26 protein-coding genes are annotated in these 22,330 nt (G+C 63.4%); 14 read left to right on the top strand and 12 right to left on the bottom strand.

The features are described from left to right. Nucleotides 1–18 precede the first annotated feature (18 nt). The 4 genes from AC07PQ_RS09685 to AC07PQ_RS09670 form a co-directional block, all read right to left on the bottom strand. Nucleotides 19–921 (bottom strand): alpha/beta fold hydrolase, encoded by a 903-nt coding sequence (locus AC07PQ_RS09685; RefSeq protein ID WP_007929803.1) that lies wholly within the window; start codon nucleotides 919–921, stop codon nucleotides 19–21. After that, nucleotides 921–1,703, bottom strand: coding sequence for a class II aldolase/adducin family protein (locus tag AC07PQ_RS09680; RefSeq protein WP_493185405.1), 783 nt, complete (start codon nucleotides 1,701–1,703; stop codon nucleotides 921–923). Before AC07PQ_RS09680 ends, AC07PQ_RS09685 begins: the two co-directional genes overlap by 1 nt. Nucleotides 1,704–1,857: 154 nt before the next feature. Continuing rightward, a complete protein-coding gene (locus tag AC07PQ_RS09675; protein ID WP_007929805.1) occupies nucleotides 1,858–2,544 on the bottom strand; it encodes an LrgB family protein in 687 nt (228 codons plus the stop codon). Next, nucleotides 2,534–2,920, bottom strand: a complete 387-nt coding sequence (locus tag AC07PQ_RS09670; protein ID WP_007929806.1) for a CidA/LrgA family protein — start codon at nucleotides 2,918–2,920, stop codon at nucleotides 2,534–2,536. The genes AC07PQ_RS09675 and AC07PQ_RS09670 overlap by 11 nt, the downstream gene beginning before the upstream one ends. A 110-nt stretch (nucleotides 2,921–3,030) precedes the next feature. Between AC07PQ_RS09670 and AC07PQ_RS09665 the strand changes: the two genes are divergently transcribed. Then, entirely contained in the window at nucleotides 3,031–3,927 is an 897-nt protein-coding gene (locus AC07PQ_RS09665) for a LysR family transcriptional regulator (protein ID WP_007929807.1), read from the top strand. On the opposite strand, the gene AC07PQ_RS09660 is transcribed toward AC07PQ_RS09665, so the two are convergent. After that, nucleotides 3,908–4,363, bottom strand: a complete 456-nt coding sequence (locus AC07PQ_RS09660; protein WP_053259670.1) for a flavodoxin — start codon at nucleotides 4,361–4,363, stop codon at nucleotides 3,908–3,910. The genes AC07PQ_RS09665 and AC07PQ_RS09660 overlap by 20 nt on opposite strands. A gap of 156 nt (nucleotides 4,364–4,519) precedes the next feature. Here AC07PQ_RS09660 and AC07PQ_RS09655 point away from each other — a divergent pair, with 156 nt between their 5' ends. Both AC07PQ_RS09655 and AC07PQ_RS09650 read left to right on the top strand, forming a co-directional pair. Next, nucleotides 4,520–4,993, top strand: coding sequence for a PAS domain-containing protein (locus tag AC07PQ_RS09655; protein ID WP_007929819.1), 474 nt, complete (start codon nucleotides 4,520–4,522; stop codon nucleotides 4,991–4,993). Nucleotides 4,994–5,048: 55 nt separating this feature from the next. Next, the gene (locus tag AC07PQ_RS09650) at nucleotides 5,049–5,654 is read left to right on the top strand and encodes a hypothetical protein (protein WP_493185404.1); all 606 of its coding nucleotides are present in this window, start codon (nucleotides 5,049–5,051) and stop codon (nucleotides 5,652–5,654) included. Between the two features lie 31 nt (nucleotides 5,655–5,685). On the opposite strand, the gene AC07PQ_RS09645 is transcribed toward AC07PQ_RS09650, so the two are convergent. Beyond that, nucleotides 5,686–6,645, bottom strand: coding sequence for a MerR family transcriptional regulator (locus tag AC07PQ_RS09645; protein WP_492569268.1), 960 nt, complete (start codon nucleotides 6,643–6,645; stop codon nucleotides 5,686–5,688). Between the two features lie 213 nt (nucleotides 6,646–6,858). Between AC07PQ_RS09645 and AC07PQ_RS09640 the strand changes: the two genes are divergently transcribed. The 6 genes from AC07PQ_RS09640 to AC07PQ_RS09615 all read left to right on the top strand — a co-directional run bounded on the left by AC07PQ_RS09640 (nucleotide 6,859) and on the right by AC07PQ_RS09615 (nucleotide 9,925). Further along, a complete protein-coding gene (locus tag AC07PQ_RS09640) occupies nucleotides 6,859–7,431 on the top strand; it encodes an antibiotic biosynthesis monooxygenase (protein ID WP_007929825.1) in 573 nt (190 codons plus the stop codon). Nucleotides 7,432–7,593: 162 nt separating this feature from the next. Then, complete coding sequence (gene folM, locus AC07PQ_RS09635; protein WP_007929827.1) at nucleotides 7,594–8,304, top strand: dihydromonapterin reductase; 711 nt, start codon at nucleotides 7,594–7,596, stop codon at nucleotides 8,302–8,304. A gap of 21 nt (nucleotides 8,305–8,325) precedes the next feature. After that, on the top strand, nucleotides 8,326–8,886 hold the full coding sequence (gene folE, locus AC07PQ_RS09630) for a GTP cyclohydrolase I FolE (protein WP_493185403.1): 561 nt from the start codon (nucleotides 8,326–8,328) through the stop codon (nucleotides 8,884–8,886). 2 nt (nucleotides 8,887–8,888) lie between these two features. Then, a complete protein-coding gene (gene folX, locus AC07PQ_RS09625; RefSeq protein WP_007929829.1) occupies nucleotides 8,889–9,260 on the top strand; it encodes a dihydroneopterin triphosphate 2'-epimerase in 372 nt (123 codons plus the stop codon). A gap of 37 nt (nucleotides 9,261–9,297) precedes the next feature. After that, nucleotides 9,298–9,594, top strand: coding sequence for a DUF1244 domain-containing protein (locus AC07PQ_RS09620; RefSeq protein ID WP_007929830.1), 297 nt, complete (start codon nucleotides 9,298–9,300; stop codon nucleotides 9,592–9,594). Next, nucleotides 9,587–9,925 carry a HopJ type III effector protein gene (locus AC07PQ_RS09615; RefSeq protein WP_007929831.1) on the top strand — a complete coding sequence of 113 codons (339 nt, stop codon included), beginning with the start codon at nucleotides 9,587–9,589 and terminating at the stop codon, nucleotides 9,923–9,925. Before AC07PQ_RS09620 ends, AC07PQ_RS09615 begins: the two co-directional genes overlap by 8 nt. A gap of 165 nt (nucleotides 9,926–10,090) precedes the next feature. Here the strand turns inward: AC07PQ_RS09615 and trxB are convergent, their stop codons facing one another. Further along, the gene (trxB, locus tag AC07PQ_RS09610) at nucleotides 10,091–11,047 is read right to left on the bottom strand and encodes a thioredoxin-disulfide reductase (protein ID WP_007929833.1); all 957 of its coding nucleotides are present in this window, start codon (nucleotides 11,045–11,047) and stop codon (nucleotides 10,091–10,093) included. 312 nt (nucleotides 11,048–11,359) lie between these two features. On the opposite strand from trxB, the gene cysZ reads away from it, so the two are divergent. Continuing rightward, nucleotides 11,360–12,115: a sulfate transporter CysZ gene (gene cysZ, locus AC07PQ_RS09605; RefSeq protein ID WP_007929836.1), complete on the top strand. Its 756-nt coding sequence runs from the start codon at nucleotides 11,360–11,362 to the stop codon at nucleotides 12,113–12,115. Nucleotides 12,116–12,155: 40 nt separating this feature from the next. Further along, complete coding sequence (locus AC07PQ_RS09600; RefSeq protein WP_493185402.1) at nucleotides 12,156–13,355, top strand: glycosyltransferase family 4 protein; 1,200 nt, start codon at nucleotides 12,156–12,158, stop codon at nucleotides 13,353–13,355. 91 nt (nucleotides 13,356–13,446) lie between these two features. Here the strand turns inward: AC07PQ_RS09600 and AC07PQ_RS09595 are convergent, their stop codons facing one another. The 3 genes from AC07PQ_RS09595 to AC07PQ_RS09585 form a co-directional block, all read right to left on the bottom strand. Then, a complete protein-coding gene (locus tag AC07PQ_RS09595; protein ID WP_493185401.1) occupies nucleotides 13,447–14,550 on the bottom strand; it encodes an NADH:flavin oxidoreductase in 1,104 nt (367 codons plus the stop codon). A gap of 206 nt (nucleotides 14,551–14,756) precedes the next feature. Then, the gene (locus AC07PQ_RS09590) at nucleotides 14,757–15,239 is read right to left on the bottom strand and encodes a glutathione peroxidase (protein ID WP_009042206.1); all 483 of its coding nucleotides are present in this window, start codon (nucleotides 15,237–15,239) and stop codon (nucleotides 14,757–14,759) included. 135 nt (nucleotides 15,240–15,374) lie between these two features. Then, complete coding sequence (locus tag AC07PQ_RS09585; protein ID WP_007929845.1) at nucleotides 15,375–15,860, bottom strand: FKBP-type peptidyl-prolyl cis-trans isomerase; 486 nt, start codon at nucleotides 15,858–15,860, stop codon at nucleotides 15,375–15,377. Here AC07PQ_RS09585 and AC07PQ_RS09580 point away from each other — a divergent pair. The 3 genes from AC07PQ_RS09580 to yihG all read left to right on the top strand — a co-directional run bounded on the left by AC07PQ_RS09580 (nucleotide 15,829) and on the right by yihG (nucleotide 19,233). Further along, on the top strand, nucleotides 15,829–16,167 hold the full coding sequence (locus AC07PQ_RS09580; protein WP_081502469.1) for a DUF3565 domain-containing protein: 339 nt from the start codon (nucleotides 15,829–15,831) through the stop codon (nucleotides 16,165–16,167). The two genes, AC07PQ_RS09585 and AC07PQ_RS09580, sit on opposite strands and share 32 nt — an antisense overlap. A gap of 62 nt (nucleotides 16,168–16,229) precedes the next feature. Further along, on the top strand, nucleotides 16,230–18,329 hold the full coding sequence (gene pta / locus AC07PQ_RS09575; protein ID WP_101336854.1) for a phosphate acetyltransferase: 2,100 nt from the start codon (nucleotides 16,230–16,232) through the stop codon (nucleotides 18,327–18,329). Further along, on the top strand, nucleotides 18,322–19,233 hold the full coding sequence (gene yihG, locus AC07PQ_RS09570) for a 1-acylglycerol-3-phosphate O-acyltransferase, YihG family (RefSeq protein WP_087091262.1): 912 nt from the start codon (nucleotides 18,322–18,324) through the stop codon (nucleotides 19,231–19,233). The genes pta and yihG overlap by 8 nt, the downstream gene beginning before the upstream one ends. A 163-nt stretch (nucleotides 19,234–19,396) precedes the next feature. On the opposite strand, the gene cysN is transcribed toward yihG, so the two are convergent. Both cysN and cysD read right to left on the bottom strand, forming a co-directional pair. Further along, nucleotides 19,397–21,295, bottom strand: coding sequence for a sulfate adenylyltransferase subunit CysN (gene cysN / locus AC07PQ_RS09565; RefSeq protein ID WP_007929848.1), 1,899 nt, complete (start codon nucleotides 21,293–21,295; stop codon nucleotides 19,397–19,399). Between the two features lie 12 nt (nucleotides 21,296–21,307). Then, entirely contained in the window at nucleotides 21,308–22,225 is a 918-nt protein-coding gene (gene cysD / locus AC07PQ_RS09560; RefSeq protein ID WP_007929849.1) for a sulfate adenylyltransferase subunit CysD, read from the bottom strand. Between the last annotated feature and the right edge of the window lie 105 nt (nucleotides 22,226–22,330).

The raw sequence follows: 22,330 nt of genomic DNA, 5'->3' as shown, positions 1-22,330 counted from the left end.
ACGGACAGCGCGGGGCGCTCAGGAGCAGGCCAGTTTTCGCGGTGGAAACTCCAGGCTGTCGCGAAAGGCCAGATAGTGCTTGAGCACCTGGACCGGGGCCTCGGTCTGCGGGTAGTGACCGATCCCGGCCAGCAGCACGGTATCCGGGGCGGGGATCAGTTGGCAGTAGCGCTCGACCATGTGCGCCCCGGAAATCGGATCCACCGCGCCGTCGATCACCCGTAGCGGCACCTCGCCGCGCTGCATCGCACTCACCCAACGGTCGCGCTGCACCCGGCGCTCGGGAATGTAGCCGATCAATTTATGCAGGATCCGCGGGCCGTTATTGGCCTCCACCAGGCTCCAGAAGTCATCCAGCACGCTTTCGCTGGGCCGGGTCTGCGGGCCGAAAATCTGGCTGAAACTCTTGGCCAGGCCCTCACGGCTGAAGGCGCGGCCGAGCATCCAGCCCAGCGGGCTGAGCAGCAGCTTCTGCGTCAGCACCGGGCGATGGGTTTCCGGGAACAGGCCGCCGTTGAGGAACACACAGCTGGCCATGTTGCAACGCTCTTCGTAGTGCCGGGCGAGCATTTCCTGGGCGACGCTGTCGCCATAGTCGTGGGCCAGCAGATGCACGGGGCTATCGACCCCCAGATGCTCGAGCAAGGCCTGCTGCAGGTCCGCCTGTTCCAGCAGGCTGTACTCGTGGTCCCGCGGCTTGGCCGAATCGCCAAACCCCAGCATGTCGCAGGCGATCACCCGATAGCGCTGCGCCAGGGGCTGCCACAGGTAATGCCAGTCCCAGGCGGCGGTGGGAAAACCATGGATCAGCAGCAGCGGCTCGCCCTGCCCCGCGGTCCAGTAGCGAATGGCATGGCCGCGAAACGCGAAGCTATGTCCGCGCTTGCGCCACACGCACAGAGGAATCTCGGCCATAGGCATCAGAGTTTATAACCCGCGTCTTGTTTATCGAGTTTGCGCAGCAGTGCCGGCCATGCCAGCGCGCCGCCCATGCCTTGAGCGCTTCTGGTGACCCCGGCGATCATCGCCTTGGCCCCGGCCAGAATCTGCGGCTCGATGGCGATCAGTTGCGCCGCACCGTTCTGCGCCAGCACCTGGATCTCGCAGGCGCGCTGGAAGGTGAACATCATCAGGAAGGTGTCGGCGATGGTGCCGCCACAGGTCAGCAGACCGTGGTTGTGCAGCATCAGGTAATTGCTGTCGCCGAGGTCGGCCTGCAGCCGGGCCTTTTCCTCGTGGTTCAGGGCCACGCCCTCATAGGCGTGATAGGCCAGGCTCGACAGCACGAACAGCGATTGCTGGCTGATGGGCAACACCCCCTGCTGCTGCGCGGACACCGCGACCCCGGCCGCGGTGTGGGTGTGCAGCACACAGGCCACATCGTGCCGCACTTCGTGCACGGCGCTGTGGATGGTGTAGCCGGCGGGGTTGATCTCGTAGGGGCTGTCCATCAGCTTGTTGCCGGCCTGGTCGACCTTCACCAGGCTGGAGGCGGTGATCTCATGGAACATCAGGCCGAACGGGTTGATCAGGAAATCTTCGGTGCCAGGGACCTTGGCGGAGATGTGGGTGAAGATCAGATCGTCCCAGCCATGCATCGCCACCAGGCGGTAGCAGGCTGCCAGGTCGACGCGGGTTTGCCATTCGGCGGTGCTGACCTGGTCTTTCACACTCGATGTCGATTGAACGGAGGATAGGCTCACGGCAAGGACCTCAGTGACGGCAGTTTTTTATTATTTTTTCGGACGTGGGGATCAGTCTAGTCAGCCACCCGGGTTCGGGTAGTTGCCTTTGCAGCCAGCTTACTGACCGAGCGGGTCAGTGGTTATTTTAGTTGCAATCGGCACAGGTCAAACGTCAAAGCAACGACGCCAATAAAGGGGCGGCGAACAGGTTCAGCAGGCCCGTGAGGACCATCACCAACCCAGCCACCGAGCCCTCTTCGCCACCGACTTCATGGGCGCGGCTGACCCCCGCGCCGTGGGCGCCGACCCCGAACAAAGCACCGCGAGCCAGGGCACTGCGCAGCGGCAGCCACTTGAGCAGGACACCGCCGAGCATGGCGCCGAACACCCCGGTGAACATCACGAACACCGCCGTCAGTTCGGGCACACCGCCCAGGTCATGGGCCAGCGGCATGGCGAAGGGCGTGGTGATCGAACGCGGCACCAGCGACAGGGTCACCGAGCTGTCCAGGGCCAGCACCCGCGCCAGGCCGAAGGAGCTGGCGATGGACGCCGCGCTGCCCGCCAGCATGCCCAGGAGCAAGGCCGACCAATGCCGCGCCAACAGCTGCCGCTGCTGCCAGATCGGCACTGCGAAAGCCACGGTGACCGGCCCCAGCACCAGCATCAGCCAATGGGTATTGGCGGCGTATTCGGCATAGGCGGTGTGCAGCGGCACGGCGATCGCCAACAGCAGGGCCGGCACCAGGATCAGCGGCGACAGCAGGTAGCGCCCGGTGCGCCGGTAGATCCAGCGGCTGAACAGATAGGCCGCGAGCGTCAGCAGCAGCCAGAACATCGGCATGGGCTCAAGCGTCATGGCGCATTCTCCAGCGGCACACCCATTCCACCGTGAACGCGGTGACCAGCATCACCATCAGCGTACTGACGCCAATCACCAGCAGGATCCGCCAGCCGTCCTGGCGCAGCAGGCCGCCGTAGTCCAGCAGGCTCATCAGCGCCGGAATGAAGAACAGCAGCATCTCGGCCATCAGCAGGCCCGCGCCCATTTGCAGCGCCGCCGGCTTGACCCAGCCCAGGGCGAACGCCAGCAACAGCAGGGCCAGGCCGATCACCCCGCCAGGAATCGGCCACGCCAGCCACCCGGCCAGCTGGCAGCCGAACAGATAAATAGCCAGCAACACCGCCAGTTCGGATAACAGGCGACCCAGGTGTTTCAAGGTGGAAGCGTTCATGGAATTCGGTCCTCGCAGGCCTGCATTTTAGGCAAGCGCCTGCCATCACCGAAGCGAATTGTTAGACTAGAAGCCATTCCAGAATGGAATTAAGAGCACGGACCCAAAACATGGACTTCAAACAGCTGCGCAGTTTTGTCGAAGTGATTCACCAGGGCGGTTTCACCCAGGCCGCCAAGACCCTGCATATCAGCCAGTCGGCGGTGAGCAAGCAAATCGCCCAGCTGGAACAGAGCCTGGGCACGCCATTGCTGGATCGCCAGGGCTCGCACATTCATCTCACCGCCGCTGGCAGCGTGGTGCTGCAACGCGCCGAAGGCATGCTGCGCCTGCGCAATGAGTTGCTCAGCGAGCTGGACGACCTGAGCTTGTTGGCCCGCGGGGAATTGCGTCTGGGCCTGCCCCTGCTGGGCAGCGACGCACTGTTCGCCGGCCTGTTCGCCGAGTACCGCAGGCGCTACCCGAACATCAGCGTGCAGTTGCTTGAAGGCGGCAGCCTGAATATCGAGCAGGCGGTGCTCAACGGGGAACTGGAGATCGGCGGCAGCCTGACGCCCAAGGACCCGACCTTCGCCTACCAGCCTTTCTGCGATGAACCTCTGGATGCCTTGCTACCGGCCGATCATCCACTGGCGATCAAGGCCCAGGTGCGCCTGGAGGAACTGGCGGACACGCCGTTCCTGCTTTATCAGCGCAGTTTCGTGCTCAACGACCGGCTGCTGCAGGCCTGTCAGCAGGTGGGGTTCACCCCGAAGGAAGGTGGCCGCAGCGGCCAGGCGGACTTTCTCGCCGCCCTGGTGGCCGCCGGGCAAGGTGTAGTGCTGTTGCCCAGCGTGGTGGCGCGCGGCCTGGTGCGGCCCGGCGTGGTACGCCTGACGCTGCAAGCGCCCGACTACCTGCGCTGGGACATCGCCTTCATCTGGCGCCAGGGCGCCTATCTGTCCAAGGCCGCACAAGCCTGGCTGGCGCTTTTGCGCGAGCGGCCGGTCAGCCGCGCAGAGCGCTGATCAACTCGGCCAGCCAAGGCTCGGCGTCGGTTTCCGGGGTCACGCTTTCGCTGGCGTCCAGGCGCAGCATTGCCAGCACTTCACGCACGCCCAGCTCGGCGAACAGTTCGCGCATCTGCTCGCCACCGCCACAGAAGGTGTCGCCATAGCTCGAATCGCCCAGGCCGATCACTGCGCCGGGCAAACCGCGCCAGGCCGCCGGCAGTTGATCGCGAATGGCCGAATACAGCGGCAGCAGGTTGTCCGGCAGCTCGCCCATGCCGGTGGTCGAGGTCACGGCCAGGAACGCCTCAGGGCCGAACGCCTGGACATCCGCCAGGGTCGCGCGCGGGTTGTGCCAGGCCTCGAAACCTGCGGCATTGAGGAGTTTGGCGGCATGCCGGGCGACTTCTTCAGCCGTGCCGTACACCGAGCCGGAAAGGATGGCGACTTTCATCAATCTGATCCTGAAGCTGAGTAAAAGACTGGGATATTAACAGTTGCGCGAAAAAATCCAGCCTTGTAGCGTGATTTGCCCATAATGGCCAGTGGACAGCTTCGCGCCATGTCTTAGAATTGCCGCCACCTGCCGATCGACTGCGGAAAGCCTCCGATGATCAACGCCCATCTGCTGCAACTGGTGATCAACGCCTCCAACGACGGGATCGTCGTTGCCGAACAGGAAGGCGAAGACAACATCATCATCTACGTCAACCCGGCGTTCGAACGGCTCACCGGCTACAGCGCCGACGAGGTGCTGTACCAGGATTGCCGCTTTCTCCAGTCGGGCGACCGGGACCAGCCGGCAATCCCGCTGATTCGCCAGGCCTTGGATAGCGGCCAGCCCTGCCGCCAGGTGCTGCGCAACTACCGCAAGGACGGCAGTCACTTCTGGAACGAACTGTCGATCACCCCGGTGTTCAACGAAAGCGACCAGTTGACCTATTTTGTCGGGGTGCAGAAAGATGTGACGGTCCAGGTCAAGGCCCAGCAACGGCTGGCGCAGGTGGAAAAGGAGCTGGCCGAAACCCGCGCGGAACTCGCCGCTTTCCAGGCGACGAGCGGCTCTAACAAGATGTCGAATTAGTTGTCAGTACGCTTAATCACCAATGATTTTGTCACCTTCTCCTTCGAGCAACATCATGCGCCGTGACGCTCTCCTCACTCAGGATGAACTGGACTTCATTCAGACCATGCAGCACAACCCGCAACTCAACATGCGGGATGCGAACTCGAGCCTGCTGGTGAATGGGGGCTCACAGATCCGCGACCTGCTCACCCGCCTGGCGGCCAATGAGCAAGTGACCATTCAGGCGCACTTTGAAAACCAACAGATGACCTTTCCCCTGCACTTGGTGGAAGACGAGTTCCACGCGCTGCATCTGCGCCTGGGCGTGCCGAGCATCTTCGAGGATGGGCCGAGGGTCCGCCCCTGGCGCCTGACGCTGGCGGAGCCGGTGGCCTTGGAAAACGCCAAGGGGCAGCCCACTGCGCTGTGGGTGCATGAGGTGTCGTTCAACAGCGTGTTGCTGGAAACCCACAACCGGGCCAAAGCGCCAAAGCAGTTCGCCCAGTGGTTCAGTCCGTCGGGCTACGAGCGCATCGCCCTGCGCGGCCGCCTCGAACGCCAGACCGACGTCGGCTTCTATGCCTATCGGTTGAACCAGAGCGACACGGATGAAACCGAGCGCCTGCGCCAGTTCATCCTGCAACAGCACCGCCTGGCACACCCCAACCTGCACATCTGAAATCGCAGCTTTTGGCTGCCTGGGTATGAGTTCAGGTATCGAGCGTACCGCTGAGAAACTGCCGCAGGCGCTGCATCATCAAACGCCCGTCACTCCCCAGACAGCCCACCGGCGAAGCGCTCAGGCTGTCCTGGGCCAGCTCGGCGACATCTCCCGCCAGCATCAGCGGACACTCCAGGGTCAGCGCCATGCGGTTCAAGCGTCGAGGCAGCTCCGGCGCCGGCGCGTGATTGGAAAACAGCACCAGCGCCTGGGGCTTGATCTTCTCGCAGACCAGGGTCAGCTCGTCGAACGGCTGCCCCGGCGCCAACACCCGGACTTCCAACTCGGCACTGCCCAGCATCAGCGCCGCCACCAGCAATTCCAGCTCCCGGCATTGCTCGGCAAGCGCCGCCAGCAGCACCGGGCGCAGCGCTTGGCCGCGCTGCAACAGCAGGCGCTGGGAGACCCGCGAACGCAGGAAGTGATCGAAGAACAGCCATTCGCTGGTGTGGCCGTAAGGTTCCTGGTGCTGCGCCAGCTGCCGCCAGAACGGCATGAGGATGTCCTGGAACACCACCGACAGCGAATAGCTGGAGAAGATCTGGCCGTACAGCCGCTCCAGGTGCGGCTCGTCGAAGCCGCCGACCGCCCGCTTGAGTTGCCCCTGCCACTGCAGGTAATCGCCCGATGCGCTGTCGCCCGGCATGGCCTGCGGCGCCTCGCGGGCGGCCCGGGTCTTGGCGAGGATCTTGCCGACCTTGCTGACCGCGACACCCCGATCGATCCAGCCGAGGATCTCGCGGACCGTCTCGACATCGTGCATCGAATACAAACGGTGCCCACTTTCGGTGCGCGTCGGCTGGATCAATCCATAACGACGCTCCCAGGCCCGCAGGGTCACCGGGTTGATCCCCGTCAACCGTGAAACTTCCCGGATTGGAAACAGATCGTCCTGCGAGGGTTGGTCGAGGGGCTGTGTCGGGCGGGAAAGTTCAGTAATAACGGGCATCTGGGCAGAAAACACCGATGGATAAAGTGACGGCCATTCTACTCCCCATCGGTGACAGTTCTTCAACACAGGGCAAAGCGACCGCTGCCTCTGGTGTATTTGTCACAATCAGGAATAATCCTTGCTTGCTTTCACGACGCAGCCCAACACCCCGGTGCTGCGTCCGGCGTACGGCCTTACCCAGGCAGCGCATTGGTTTTACGGAGATACATAATGTCTACCTCACCCGTCACCCTGATGGTCGCCCGGCGTGTCGCCGATGGCCGTTACCAGGACCTGATCGCCTGGCTGCGCGAAGGCGAACAATTGGCCACCGACTTCCCCGGTTATCTCGGCTCCGGCGTGCTCGCTCCGCCGCCCGACGATGACGAATTCCAAATCATCTTCCGCTTCGCCGACGAGCAGACCCTGCACGTCTGGGAGCACTCCGCCTCGCGCACCGCCTGGCTGGCCCGCGGCAGCGACCTGTTCGCCCATCCCCATGAACACCGGGTCAGCGGCATCGACGGCTGGTTCGGCGCAACCGGCCAGCGCCCTCCGCGCTGGAAGCAGGCGGTGGCCATCTGGCTGGCGTTCTTCCCGGTGTCGCTGATCTTCAACTTCATCCTCAGCCCGTTGCTGGGCGAACTCAGCCTGGCGCCGCGGGTGCTCGTCAGCACCCTGGCCCTGACGCCGCTGATGGTCTACTGGTTCATTCCACTGTCCACCCGCCTGTTGTCCGGGTGGCTGAACAGCACGCCGCCCCGTCCGCTGCCGGCAGCACCTTCCCCACAGAGCCACATCTAGCAGCCGGCTCGCCGGCGATGAGCGATAACGCGGTCTGCCAGACAGACCGCGGCGCCATCATCGCGGACAAGTCGGATCGCCGCCCGCTCGCTCCTGCAGCGGCTTGGGCGAACCCCGCCCCGCGCTGGTATAGTTTTGCTCTACCTGCGACGCGAGCCGTTCATGACTACTTCCCCTGCCCCGATCCTGATCACCGGCGCCGGCCAGCGTGTCGGCCTGCATTGCGCATTGCGCCTGCTGGAAGACGGTCACCGGGTGATCATCAGCTATCGCACCGAACGCCCCGGCGTGCAGGCCTTGCGCGAGCGTGGCGCGATTGCCCTGTTCGCCGACTTCTCCAGCGAAGCCGGGATCCAGGCCTTCATCAGCCAATTGCACGAGCACACCGACAGCCTGCGGGCGATCGTGCACAACGCCTCGCAATGGCTGGAGGAAACGCCCGGCCAGGAAAGCGCGGCCTTCGCCGACATGTTCAGCGTGCACATGCTCGCGCCCTACCTGATCAACCTGCATTGCGCGGACCTGCTGCGGCGCTCCAGCCCCGCCGACATCGTGCACATCGGCGACGACGTCACGCGCCGCGGCAGCAGCAAGCACATCGCCTATTGCGCCACCAAGGCCGGCCTCGACAGCCTGACCCTGTCCTTCGCGGCGAAATATGCCCCGACGATCAAGGTCAACGGCATCGCCCCGGCTCTGTTAATGTTCAATCCCGACGACGACGCGGCGTACCGCGCCAAGGCCCTGGCCAAGTCCGCCCTGGGCATCGAACCCGGTTGCGAGGTGGTCTACCAGAGCCTGCGTTATCTGCTCGATAACCCTTATGTCACCGGCACGACCCTGACCGTCAACGGCGGGCGGCACCTCAAGTAAGGCTTCCCGCGAGGACGTTGCATGATGCTTTCCCTGCCCCAGCACTACCGCGAGATCCTCAAGGGTCTCGGCGAAGACCCCGAGCGCGAAGGCCTGCTCGACACCCCGCAACGCGCGGCCAAGGCCATACAGTACCTGTGTCATGGCTACAGCCAGTCGGTGGATGAGGTGGTCAATGGCGCGCTGTTCGCCTCCGACAACGATGAAATGGTCATAGTCGCCGACATCGAACTCTACTCCCTGTGCGAACATCACCTGCTGCCCTTCATCGGCAAGGCCCATGTGGCTTATATTCCCACCGGCAAGGTGCTGGGCCTGTCGAAGATCGCCCGGATCGTCGACATGTTCGCCCGCCGCCTGCAGATCCAGGAAAACCTCACGCGGGAAATCGCCGACGCGGTGCAGCGGGTAACCCAGGCCGCCGGCGTCGCGGTGGTCGTCGAAGCGCAGCACATGTGCATGATGATGCGCGGAGTCGAGAAGCAGAACTCGACCATGCACACTTCGGTGATGCTCGGCGCCTTTCGCGATTCGAGCACCACGCGCCAGGAATTCCTGCAATTGATCGGACGGAGCAAGTAGCAATGCCACAACTTCAGCCAGGAATGGCTCGCATCCGGGTCAAGGACCTGTGCCTGCGGACCTTCATCGGAATCAACGAGGACGAGATCCTCAACAAGCAGGATGTGCTGATCAACCTGACCATCCTGTATGCCGCGCAGGAAGCCGTGCGCGACAACGACATCGACCATGCGCTGAACTACCGCACCATCACCAAGGCGATCATCGCCCACGTCGAGGGCAACCGCTTTGCCCTGCTCGAGCGCCTGACCCAGGAAATCCTCGATCTGATCATGGCCAACGAATCGGTGCTGTACGCCGAGGTCGAAGTCGACAAACCCCACGCCCTGCGTTTCGCCGAGTCGGTGTCGATCACCCTCGCGGCCAGCCGCTGATATCATCCGCGCCACATTTGATCGCACAGAGCCGAACATGACCGAGCAACAACGCCTGGAACTCGAAGCCGCCGCCTTCCGCCGCCTGGTCGCGCACCTGGACAGCCGCAAGGACGTGCAGAACATAGACCTGATGAACCTCGCCGGCTTCTGCCGCAACTGCCTGTCCAAGTGGTACAAGGCCGAGGCCGACGAGCGCCAGATCGAGGTCAGCCTCGATGACGCCCGTGAAGTGGTGTATGGCATGCCCTACGCCGAGTGGAAGAACCTCTACCAGAAAGAAGCCAGCGCCGAGCAGCAAGCGGCGTTCGCCAAAGGAAAACCCCATGACTGACCTGAACACCCTGCGCGCCAGCCTCAAGAGCGGCGAGCATGTCTTCGCCGACACCCTGGCCTTTATCGCCGCGGGCTACGATTACCAGCCACAAGCCTTCAACAACGGTGGCGTGGAAAACGCCACCGGGCAGAACGAAGGTTCGTGCAAGACCCTGGGCCTGGCCCTGCTGGAAGGCTTGAGCGACGAAGAAGCGCTGTTGGCGTTCGGTGAGCATTACCGCTCGGTGCTGGCCACCCCTGAAGGCAGCGACCACGGCAATATCCGCGCGCTGATCGCCCATGGCCTGGCGGGTGTGAAGTTTGCCCAGCAGCCACTCAAGCGCCGCTGACCTGTAGGAGCGAGGCTTGCCCGCGATCCAGACAACGCGGTGCTGCAGATAGACCGCGTGGAGCCTATCGCGGGCAAGTCGGATCGCCGCCCGCTCGCTCCTACGGAAACAACAGACACAAAAAAACCGGCCTGGGCCGGTTTTTTCATTGCAACGGTCTGAGAATCAAGCGTTCTGCAGGTCGTCCAGGTAACGCTCGGTGTCCAGGGCGGCCATGCAGCCGGCGCCGGCCGAGGTAATGGCCTGGCGGTACACGTGGTCGGCCACGTCGCCGGCGGCGAAGATGCCTGCGATGCTGGTGGCGGTGGCATTGCCTTCACGGCCGCCCTGCACGACCAGGTAGCCGTCCTTCAGCTCCAGCTGGCCTTCGAACAGCGAAGTGTTCGGGGTGTGGCCAATCGCGATGAACACACCGTCGACCTTGATTTCGTCGAAGCTGCCATCGTTGTTCTTCAGGCGCGCGCCGGTGACACCCATGTTGTCGCCCAGCACTTCGTCCAGGTTGGCGTTCAGCTTGAGTTCGATCTTGCCTTCGGCAACCCGGGCATTGAGCTTGTCGATCAGGATCTTCTCGGCGCGGAAGGTATCACGACGGTGGATCAGGGTGACCTTGCTGGCGATGTTGGCCAGGTACAGGGCTTCTTCGACAGCGGTGTTGCCGCCACCGACCACGGCCACTGGCTTGTTGCGATAGAAGAAACCGTCGCAGGTCGCGCAGGCCGATACGCCTTTGCCCATGAACGCTTCTTCCGAAGGCAGGCCCAGGTAACGGGCGCTGGCGCCGGTGGCGATGATCAAGGCGTCGCAGGTGTAGGTCGCGCTGTCGCCGGTCAGGGTGTAAGGCTTGGCGGCGAAGTCCACGGCATTGATGTGATCGAAGACGATTTCGGTCTCGAAACGCTCGGCGTGTTCACGCATGCGCTCCATCAGCGCCGGGCCGGTCAGGCCATGGACGTCGCCCGGCCAGTTGTCGACTTCGGTGGTGGTGGTCAGCTGACCGCCGGCCTGCATGCCGGTAATCAGCAGCGGCTTCAGGTTGGCGCGGGCGGCATAGACCGCGGCGCTGTAACCGGCAGGGCCGGAACCGAGAATAATCACACGCGAATGACGTACATCAGACATGACTCACTCCTATCGACCGGCCCGGATCACTGGCGCGGAACGCCGGATTGCCGGCTGGAATAAAAAAGGACGGCGAAAGCACTTGGGGAAGGCTTCAGGTTCGCCCGTCCGAAAAATAATGGGTGCAGCGTATAGAGGGGGCGAAGATTAAGGAAATACGGTTTAACAATCCAGCTCATAGGAGGTCTCTATCCGGTATCGGCGTATTTACCGGCGCCTTTGTTACAGTTGATGTCGACCTAACGACCGCGCTTTCGCCGGTGGGGCAAAGCCGGTAAGGTCGGCGCGTTTTCCCCCTGCACGGAGCTCCTTATGCCCGCCCCCGTTCTGTCCGGCCCGCAATACCTGCGCGAAGGCCTCAAGCTGGTGCTCAGCCCCGGCCTGCGTCTGTTCGTCCTTTTGCCCCTGGCCATCAACCTGGTGCTGTTCGTCGGATTGATCTATTTCGCCGGCCATCAGTTCAGCCTGTGGGTCGACACCCTGATGCCGTCCCTGCCGGACTGGCTGAGCTTTCTCAGCTACATCCTCTGGCCGCTATTCGTGGTGCTGGTGCTGCTGATGGTGTTTTTCACCTTCACCATGCTGGCAAACGTGATTGCCGCGCCCTTCAACGGGTTTCTCGCGGAGAAAGTCGAAGTGGTGGTCCGTGGCACCGACGATTTCCCGCCCTTCAGCTGGGCCGAACTGCTGGCCATGATCCCACGCACCCTGGCCCGGGAAATGCGCAAGCTGGGCTATTTCCTGCCGCGGGCCATCGGCCTGTTCATCCTGTCCTTCATTCCGGTGGTGAACCTGGTGGCCGCGCCGCTGTGGCTGCTGTTCGGCGTGTGGATGATGGCGATCCAGTACATCGACTACCCGGCGGACAACCACAAGCTGGGCTGGAACGAGATGCTCGCCTGGCTGCGGGAAAAGCGCTGGCAGAGCATGAGCTTTGGCGGGATCGTCTATCTGGTGCTGCTGATCCCGGTGGTCAACATCCTGATGATGCCCGCGGCGGTGGCCGGGGCGACGCTGTTCTGGGTGCGTGAGCGCGGCGCGGAGAGCCTGGTGGCCCAGCAACGCTGAGCGGGTCACAAATCCATCATCGCAACGTCACAATGACGACATGGCCTCGGTTGACACTGAGGCCATGACGACAGCTCTGCATATCACTCTGATCACCGAAACCTTCCCACCGGAAATCAATGGCGTGGCCAATACCCTTGGCCGCCTGTGCGATGGATTGCGCGCCCGTGGACACCAGGTGGAACTGATCCGCCCACGTCAGGGCGCCGATCAGAGCCGGATCAGCGACGAAGGTCTACTGCTGTGCCGTGGCTGGCCGCTGCCGGGTTATCCGGGGCTGCAATGGGGCCAGTCGTCGATGCACAAGCTGTTGCGGCGCTGGAAACGTCATCGCCCGGATGTGCTGTACATCGCCACCGAGGGTCCGCTGGGCCTGTCCGCGCTGCGGGCGGCGCGGCGCCTGGGGATTTCCGTGGTCAGCGGTTTCCACACCAACTTCCAGCAGTACTCCAGCCAGTACGGCCTGGGTTTGCTGACCCGCCTGTTGACCCACTACCTGCGCTGGTTCCACAACCGTTCCAAGCTGACCCTGGTGCCCAGCGCCAGCCAGCGCCTGGAGCTGGAGCGGCGCAACTTCGAACGCCTGGCGCTGCTGTCGCGCGGGGTCGACAGCCAGCTGTTCCACCCGGTCAAGCGCCTCAACGAACTGCGCCAAGGCTGGGGTCTGGGCAATGACGATATCGCGGTGATTCACGTTGGCCGCCTGGCGCCGGAGAAGAACCTGGGCCTGCTCAAACGCTGCTTCGCTCAGCTGCAGGACACTTATCCACAGCAGTCCATGAAATTGATCGTGGTGGGCGATGGCCCGCAACGCGCGGTCCTGCAGAGGGAGTTGCCGGACGCGGTGTTCTGCGGTTCGCAACGCGGCGAAGCGCTGGCCAGTCACTACGCGTCGGGGGATCTGTTCCTGTTCCCGAGCCTGACCGAAACCTTCGGCAACGTGGTGCTGGAGGCCCTGGCCTCGGGGCTGGCGGTGGTGGCTTACGACCAGGCCGCGGCGGCCCAGCATATTCGCCATGGCTACAACGGTGTGCTGGCGATGCCCGGGGACGAATGCGCGTTCTGCGATGCCGCCAGCTGGCTGCTGGAAGATCCCGAGACCTTGCGCCGGGTGCGCCTCAATGCCCGCCAGCACGCCAGCCGCCAGGGCTGGGCGGCGATCATCGAGCAGTTTGAAACCCAGCTGCGCGGCGCCTGCACGGAAGAAGTGGTAGTGCCTGAGGGGCGGTTGTTGCCCTAGCGCTGAAAACATCAGGGCCAAAAGCATCGCGGACAAGCCTCGTGATCCTGTAGGAACGAGGCTTGCCCGCGATAACGTTTCCCGGCTGCACTCAGACCAGCGTCATCAGCGCCTCACGGCTGAACGGCAGGATGTCCTGCTCGCGACCGTCCCGCACCTTCTGCGCCCAGTCCGGGTCCACCAGCAATGCGCGCCCTACCGCTACCAGATCGAATTCGTCGTTGTTCAGACGCTCCAGGAGCTTTTCCAGGCTCGCCGGCTGCGCCACCTTGTCGGTGTTGACCATGAACTGCAGGAACTCGCCGTCGAGGCCGACGCTGCCCACGGTGATGGTCGGCTTGCCGGTGAGCTGACGGGTCCAGCCGGCCAGGTTCAGCTCGGAACCCTCGAACTCCGGCTCCCAGAAACGCCGGGTGGAGCAGTGGAAGATGTCCACACCAGCGTCCGCCAGCGGCTTGAGGAACTCGCCCAGGGCCTCGGGGGTTTGGACCAGGCGGGCGCTGTAGTCCTGCTGCTTCCACTGCGAAAAACGGAAGATGATCGGGAAGCCTGGGCCCACCGCGGCGCGCACGGCCTGGATCAGCTCGATGGCAAACCGCGAACGCTGGGCCAGGTCGCCACCGTACTCGTCGGTACGCTGGTTGCTGCCCTCCCAGAAGAACTGGTCGACCAAGTAACCGTGGGCGCCGTGGATCTCCACGCCGTCCATGCCGATGTCCTGGGCATCCTTGGCGGCCTGGGCGAAGGCGGCGATCACTTCGCCGATGTCGTCCCGGGTCATGCCGTGGACCACCACCTGGCCGTCCTTGAGTTTTTCCGACGGGCCGTAACCCGGCACTCTGGCGTCCGGCTCGGTGCCCAGGCGGCGCACATTGCCCACATGCCACAGCTGCGGAACGATCTTGCCGCCTTCGGCGTGCACCGCGTCCACCACCTTCTTCCAGCCGGCCAGGGCCGCTTCGCCATAAAAGCGCGGAACGTTCGGATAGCCGTTGGAGGCCTTGTGCCCGACCGTAGTGCCTTCGGTGATGATCAGGCCGACCCCGGCCGCGGCGCGACGACGGTAGTACTCGATGACTTTCGAGTTCGGCACGCCACCCGGGGAAAACGAGCGGGTCATCGGCGCCATCACCACCCGGCTCGACAGCTCCAGGGCACCCAGCTGAAAGGGTTTGAACAAGGCTTGAACGGGCATGCGGTACTCCAGGGCTGACGGTCTTAATCACGGGAAATGGCAAGTCGGGCGGGTACACCGACGGCCTTATGATGGCGATAATATTCCGTGCTCCAGGCAACGCCCAGCACTATTGATCGGGGTGATTAAGGTGCCAAAGCGGAGGAAAGCGAAGGTGCGCGAACGCGCGGTAAAACCGGCCGGGCAGCGGGGCCCGGCGTGCAGATTCAGCTCAAGGCTTTTTCGATGGCCTGGATGACCGTCGAATCGTCGGGCGCGGTGCGTGGGGAGAAACGCGCCAGGACGCGGCCGTCCTTGCCCAGCAGGAATTTCTCGAAATTCCAGGTGATGTCGCCCGGGAATTCCGCCCCTTCGCCCGCCAGCAGACGGTACAACTGATGGCGCTCCGGACCGTTGACGTCCAGCTTGCTGCTCAACGGAAAGGTCACCCCGTAGTTGAGGCTGCAGAATTCCTGGATCTCCTGCTCGGAGCCTGGCTCCTGCCCGGCGAACTGATTACACGGCAGGCCCAGCACGCTGAACCCCTGGCCTTTGTATTGCTGGTAGAGGTTCTCCAGCGCCGCGTATTGTGGTGTCAGACCACACTTGGAGGCGACGTTGACCACCAGCACGACGTGCCCCTTGAAAGGCGCGAGCGGTAGCTCCTGACCATCCAGGGCTTTCAATTTAAGGTCGTGAAAAGCACTCATGACGAACTCCAAATTCCCGTGTTCTTGCAGAAAACAGCCACTCGACAGTACCGCCTGTTGCCCGGCGATAAAAGCCGCCGACTAAAAAGGCGCCCTCGGGCGCCTCTCCAGTCAGACTTGAGCTTAGCGCAGAAATCAGTGGTGATGGCCACCTTCGCCATGGACGTGGCCATGGGCGATTTCTTCCTGGCTGGCGTCACGGATGTCGACAACCTTGACCTTGAAGTTCAGGCGCTGGCCGGCCAGCGGGTGGTTGCCGTCGACAGTCACGTCGTCGCCGTCCAGGTCGCGGATGGTGACGATCTGCATCTGGCCGTCCGGAGCGGAAGCGTGGAACTGCATGCCCACTTCCAGTTCGTCGACGCCTTCGAACATGCTGCGGCTCAGGGTGCTGACCAGTTCGGCGGCGTATTCGCCGTAGGCATCTTCCGGCTCAACGGCAACGCTCAGCTCGTCGCCGACGTTCTTGCCTTCCAGGGCCTTTTCCAGGCCTGGAATGATGTTTCCTGCGCCATGCAGGTAGACCAGCGGTGCGCCGCCGGCGGAGCTGTCGATGACCTCACCAGCGTCGTTGGTGAGGGTATAGTCGATGGAGACAGCCTTGTTGGCGGCGATCAGCATGGGGCGAGACCTTTTGCATAAGAATGAAGAACGTCCAAGTTTAGCGAAGCAATCGCCCGAAAGCGAACGGAACCCGGACAAACGGAACCTGACGCCAAGCTCGACGATCGTCGGCTTTCATCAGGATGAAGACGGCCACTGGGTCGTCGAGCTGTCCTGTGGCCATACCCAGCACCTGCGCCACCAGCCGCCCTGGCAATCCCGGGCCTGGATCCTGGATCCGCTCAAGCGTGCGGAAAAAATAGGCCAGCCCTTTGCCTGCGGTTGGTGCGCACAAGGCTCGGTTAGCGCTAACCTTGGCGCCTGAATTTCCGGTAGAGCAGTAAACATAAGCGACTCACCGTTGCCATGCACCCGTCGAGAATCCGCATGCAAACTTTTTTTATCGCGCCCACCGATTTTGGTGTGGGTCTGACCTCCATCAGCCTCGGGCTGGTGCGTACCCTGGAACGGGCCGGCCTCAAGGTCGGCTTCTTCAAACCCATTGCCCAGCCTCACCCAGGCGATACCGGCCCTGAACGCTCGACCGAGCTGGTGGCCCGCACCCATGGCCTGAAACCGCCGCAGCCGCTAGGCCTGGCCCATGTCGAACGGATGCTCGGCGACGGCCAGCTGGACGAACTGCTGGAAGAAATCATCACCCTGTACCAGCAGGCGGCCGTCGGCAAGGACGTGCTGGTGGTCGAAGGCATGGTGCCGACCCGCAGCGCCAGCTATGCCGCGCGGGTCAACCTGCACCTGGCGAAAAGCCTGGATGCCGAGGTGATCCTGGTATCGGCCCCGGAAAACGAAGTGCTCACCGAGCTGTCCGGTCGCGTGGAGTTGCAGGCGCAGCTGTTCGGCGGCCCGCGCGATCCGAAAGTGCTGGGGGTGATCCTCAACAAGGTGCGGACCGACGAAAGCATGGAGGCCTTTTCCGCCCGCCTGAAAGAGCACTCGCCCCTGCTGCGCAGCGGCGACTTCCGCCTGCTCGGCTGCATCCCCTTCCAGCCGGAACTGAACGCACCGCGCACCCGCGACGTCGCCGACCTGATGGGCGCCCAGGTGCTCAACGCCGGCGACTACGAAAGCCGGCGCATGACCAAGATCATCATCTGCGCGCGCACCATGCGTAACACCGTGGAGCTGCTCAAGCCCGGCGTATTGGTAGTGACGCCCGGCGATCGCGACGACATCATCCTCGCCGTGAGCCTGGCGGCGATCAACGGCGTGCCCCTGGCCGGGCTGCTGCTGACCAGCGACACCCTGCCCGATCCACGGATCATGGAGCTGTGTCGCGGCGCCTTGAATGCCGGCCTGCCGGTGCTGTCGGTGAGCACCGGCTCCTACGACACCGCCAACCAGCTGAACGGCCTGAACAAGGAAATCCCCATCGATGACCGCGAGCGCGCGGAGATCATCACCGACTTCGTCGCCAGCCACCTGGACGCCAAGTGGCTGCACCAGCGCTGCGGCACGCCGCGGGAAATGCGCCTGTCGCCGGCGGTGTTCCGCTACCAGTTGATCCAGCGCGCCCAGGAAGCCAACAAGCGCATCGTCCTGCCCGAAGGCAGCGAGCCGCTGACCGTGCAGGCCGCAGCGATCTGCCAGGCGCGCGGCATCGCCCGTTGCGTGCTGCTGGCCAAGCCGGCGGATGTCGAGGCGGTCGCCCGGGCCCAGGGCATCGAGCTGCCGCCTGGCCTGGAAGTCATCGACCCGGACCAGATCCGCGAGCGTTACGTCGAGCCGATGGTGGCGCTGCGCAAGAGCAAGAGCCTCAACGCGCCGATGGCCGAACAGCAGCTGGAAGACCCGGTGGTGATCGGCACCATGATGCTGGCCCTGGACGAAGTCGATGGCCTGGTGTCCGGCCTGATCCACTCCACCGCCAATACCATCCGTCCGGCCCTGCAGCTGATCAAGACCGCGCCGGGCTGCACCCTGGTGTCATCGGTGTTTTTCATGCTGTTTCCCGAGCAGGTGCTGGTCTACGGCGACTGCGTGATGAACCCGCACCCGAGCGCCAGCGAGCTGGCCGAGATCGCCCTGCAAAGCGCCGACTCGGCGGCCGCGTTCGGCATCACCCCGCGGGTGGCGATGATCAGTTATTCCAGCGGCGAATCGGCCAGAGGCGAAGAAGTGGAGAAAGTCCGCGAAGCCACCTTGCTGGCCCATGAAGCCCAGAGCTCGCTGCTGATCGACGGTCCGTTGCAATACGATGCCGCGGCCAACGAGGCCGTGGCCCAGCAACTGGCGCCCAACAGCCTGGTCGCGGGCAAGGCCACGGTGTTCGTGTTTCCCGACCTGAACACCGGCAACACCACCCACAAGGCCGTGCAGCGCAGCGCCGACTGCGTCAGCCTCGGGCCGATGCTGCAAGGCCTGCGCAAGCCGGTGAACGACCTGCCGCGCGGCGCCCAGGTCGACGACATCGTCTACACCATCGCCCTGACCGCGATTCAAGCCGCCAACCGACCCCTGGATGTGTAAATTGGATTTTCTACCTGCACCGCTGCGAGGCGTGATCGCCTCGCTGTTGTTGGCGCTCAACACCATCGTCTGCTGCACCCCGCTGTTCGTGGTGGCGATCTTCAAGTTGCTGCTGCCCTTCCCGGCGGCCCAGCGCTTCACCGACTGGCTGATGAGCCACATCCATGAAGCCTGGATCAGCAACAACAAGGCCTGGATGAGCCTGCTCGGGCACACCCGCTGGCACCTCAGCGGGCTCGACAGCCTGGACTACCGGCACTCGTACCTGATCACCAGCAACCACCAGAGCTGGGTCGACATCATGGTCCTGCAGTACGTGCTCAACCGGCGTATCCGCCCGCTGAAGTTCTTCCTCAAGCAGGAGCTGATCTGGGTGCCGGTGATCGGCCTGGCCTGGTGGGCCCTGGGCTTCCCGTTCATGAAGCGCTACTCCAAGGCCTACCTGGAAAAACACCCGGAGAAAAAGGGCAAGGACCTGGAGACCACCCGCAAGACCTGCGCGAAATTCCGCGACAACCCGGTGGGCATCTTCAACTTCGTCGAAGGCACACGCTTCACCCAGGCCAAGCACGCGCAACAGGCCTCACCGTTCCGCTACCTGCTCAAGCCCAAGGCCGGCGGCATCGCCTTCGTGCTGGACGCCATGGGCGAGCAGCTGGAATCCATCGTCAACGTCACCATTCATTATCCGGCGGGCCAGCCGGGTTATTGGGACCTGCTGTGTGGCAAGGTCAACCAGGTGGTGGTGCATTTCGAGGAGCTGCCGATCCCGCCGCAGTTCATCGGCAAGAACTACGACCAGGATGGTGTGTACCGCCTGGAGTTCCAGGGCTGGATCAACCAGCTGTGGCAGAACAAGGACGCGCTGCTGGAACAGATGCATCGAGAGTATCCAGGCAAATAACGAGCCGCCTGCAAGGGCCTCATCGCGGGCAAGCCTCGCTCCTACACAGAAGCAACACGCTTGCGTCTGTAGGAGCGAGGCTTGCCCGCGATAGCTTTCTCAAGGCCACAAAAAAGCCCGCCGTCGATCACTCGACGGCGGGCTTTTCATTGGCCGCTAAAGCTTAGATCGCGCCACGCTTGCGCAGCAGTTCCAGCACTTGCTTGACGCCCTCTTCCAGCGACACGGACTGGGTATCGATCACCAGATCGGCATCCAGCGGCACGTCGTACGGGAAGGACTCGCCCGGGATGTTATCCCCGCCTGCGGCGTACAAGCCCTGCGGATCACGCTCGGCGCAAGCCGCCGGCGAGGCCTGGACGTAGACCGTCAGCAGACGTTCCTTGCCGATCAGGTCCCTGGCCTGTTCGCGACCTTCCGCACTCGGCGCAACGAACGCCGCCAGGGTCAGCAGGCCGGCTTCGTTGAACTGGCGTGCCACGTGCGCGGCACGCCGCCAGTTCTCGGTACGCCCGGCGCGATCCTGAGGCAGGCCCTTGTTCAGGTCGTGACGCAGGTTCTGGCCGTCGAGGACGAACACCGCGCGGCCCAGGTCGAACAGCTTGCGCTCTACCGCGTAGGCCAGGGTGCTCTTGCCGGCGCCGGACAGGCCGCTGAACAGTACGGTGGCCGGTTGTTGGCCGAAGCGCTGGGCGCGCTCTTCGGTGGCGACATGGGCCAGCTTGCCATGGTGCGTGGCGCTGCCATGCACCACAGGCTGGGCGACGATCATGCCGGCGCCGACGGTGCCGTTGGTCAAGCGGTCGATGACGATGAAGGCACCGGTGGTGCGGTTGCTGTCGTAACCGTCGAGGGCGATCGGCGCGTCGAGGGCGATCTTGACCTTGCCGATCTCGTTCAGCTGCAGAGCGCTGGCCGGGCCTTCTTCAAGGGTGTTCACGTCGACCCTGTTGACGATGCTGGCGATGGAGCCCGGCACGTAGCTAGTGGCGCGCTTGATGTCGTATTTCTTGCCCGGCAGCATCGGCTCTTCGGCCATCCAGACCAGCATGGCTTCGAAGCTGTCGGTCACCGGCGGTACGTTGTCGGCATGTACCAGCAGGTCGCCACGGGAGATGTCGATCTCGTCTTCCATGGTCAGGGTCACGGCCTGGCCCGGGCCGGCATGCTCCAGCTCGCCTTCGAAGGTGACGATGGATTTCACCCGGCTGCTCTTGCCCGACGGCAGCACCACGACTTCGTCGCCCTTGTGCACGATGCCGCTGGCCAGGGTCCCGGCGAAACCACGGAAGTTCAGGTTCGGACGGTTCACGTACTGCACCGGGAAGCGCAGGTCGCTGAAGTTGCGGTCACCCGCCACTTCCACGGTCTCGAGGATTTCCATCAGCGACTGGCCGGTGTACCACGGCGAGCGCTCGGACTTGTTCACCACGTTGTCGCCCTTGAGGGCCGACATCGGCACGAAGTGCAGGCTGGTGGGCTTCATCTTCAGGCCTTCGGCGAACTTCAGGTAGTCAGCCTTGATCGACTCGAACACGCCCTGGTCGAAGTCCTTGAGGTCCATCTTGTTGATGGCCACGACTATGTGCTTGATGCCCAGCAGGGAGGCGATGAAGCTGTGGCGACGGGTCTGGGTCTGCACGCCGTAGCGGGCATCCACCAGGATGATCGCCAGGTCACAGGTGGAAGCACCGGTGGCCATGTTGCGGGTGTACTGCTCATGGCCGGGGGTGTCGGCGATGATGAATTTGCGCTTGGCGGTGGAGAAGTAGCGGTAGGCAACATCGATGGTGATGCCCTGCTCCCGCTCGGCCTGCAGGCCGTCGACCAGCAATGCCAGGTCGATGTCGTCGCCGGTGGTACCGACTTTTTTCGAGTCGCGGGTAATGGCTTCCAGATGGTCTTCGTAGATCATCTTCGAATCGTGCAGCAGGCGCCCGATCAGGGTGCTCTTGCCGTCGTCGACGTTACCGCAGGTCAAGAAGCGCAGCAGTTCTTTGCGTTCGTGCTGGGCCAGGTAGGCGAGGATGTCCTCGCTGATCAATTCGGATTGATGCGACATGTTAGACCCTACTTAGAAATAGCCCTGACGTTTCTTGTCTTCCATGGAACCGGCGCCATCGTGATCGATGACCCGGCCCTGGCGCTCGGAAGTTCGCGTCAGGAGCATTTCCTGAATGATGTCCGTCAGGCTTTCGGCCTCGGACTCCACCGCGCCCGTCAACGGGTAGCAGCCAAGGGTACGGAAACGCACCTTCTTCTTGACGATGCGGGCCTTCTCCTCGTCGGAGAGGTGCTCGAGGATGCGCTCGTCGTCGATCATGATCAGGGTGCCGTTCTTCTCGATCACTTCGCGCTCGGCGGCGAAGTACAGCGGCACGATCGGGATGCCTTCCAGATAGATGTATTGCCAGATGTCCAGCTCGGTCCAGTTCGACAGCGGGAAGACGCGGATCGACTCGCCCTTGTTGACCTTGCCGTTGTAGACGTTCCACAGCTCGGGGCGCTGGTTCTTCGGGTCCCAGCGATGCTTGCTGTCGCGGAACGAGTACACGCGCTCCTTGGCGCGGGATTTCTCTTCGTCGCGCCGGGCACCGCCGAACGCCGCATCGAAACCGTACTTGTCCAGCGCCTGCTTGAGGCCCTCGGTTTTCATGATGTCGGTGTGCTTGGCACTGCCGTGGGTGAAGGGGTTGATGCCCTGCGCAACGCCTTCCGGGTTGACGTGGGTGATCAGTTCCAGGCCCAGCTCTTCGACCATGCGATCGCGGAACTTGTACATCTCCTGGAATTTCCACTGGGTGTCGACGTGCATCACCGGAAACGGCAGCTTGCCCGGGAAGAACGCCTTGCGCGCCAGGTGCAGCATCACGGCGGAGTCTTTACCGATGGAGTACAGCATCACCGGGTTGTCGAACTCGGCGGCCACCTCGCGGATGATGTGGATGCTTTCCGCCTCCAGCTGTTTCAGATGCGTCAGTTTGTCGACCATGGCTACTCACGAAAGCTTTCTTATGGACGGCCTGCGGGCCGTGTTCGAGCGGGGCATGCTAGCACAGCGACCTCTTCTAATCAGGACGCCAGCTAGATCGAAACG

The organism is Pseudomonas sp. GW821-FHT09E12 (genome assembly GCF_059416085.1).
This window is presented reverse-complemented; position numbering and strand designations above follow the sequence as displayed.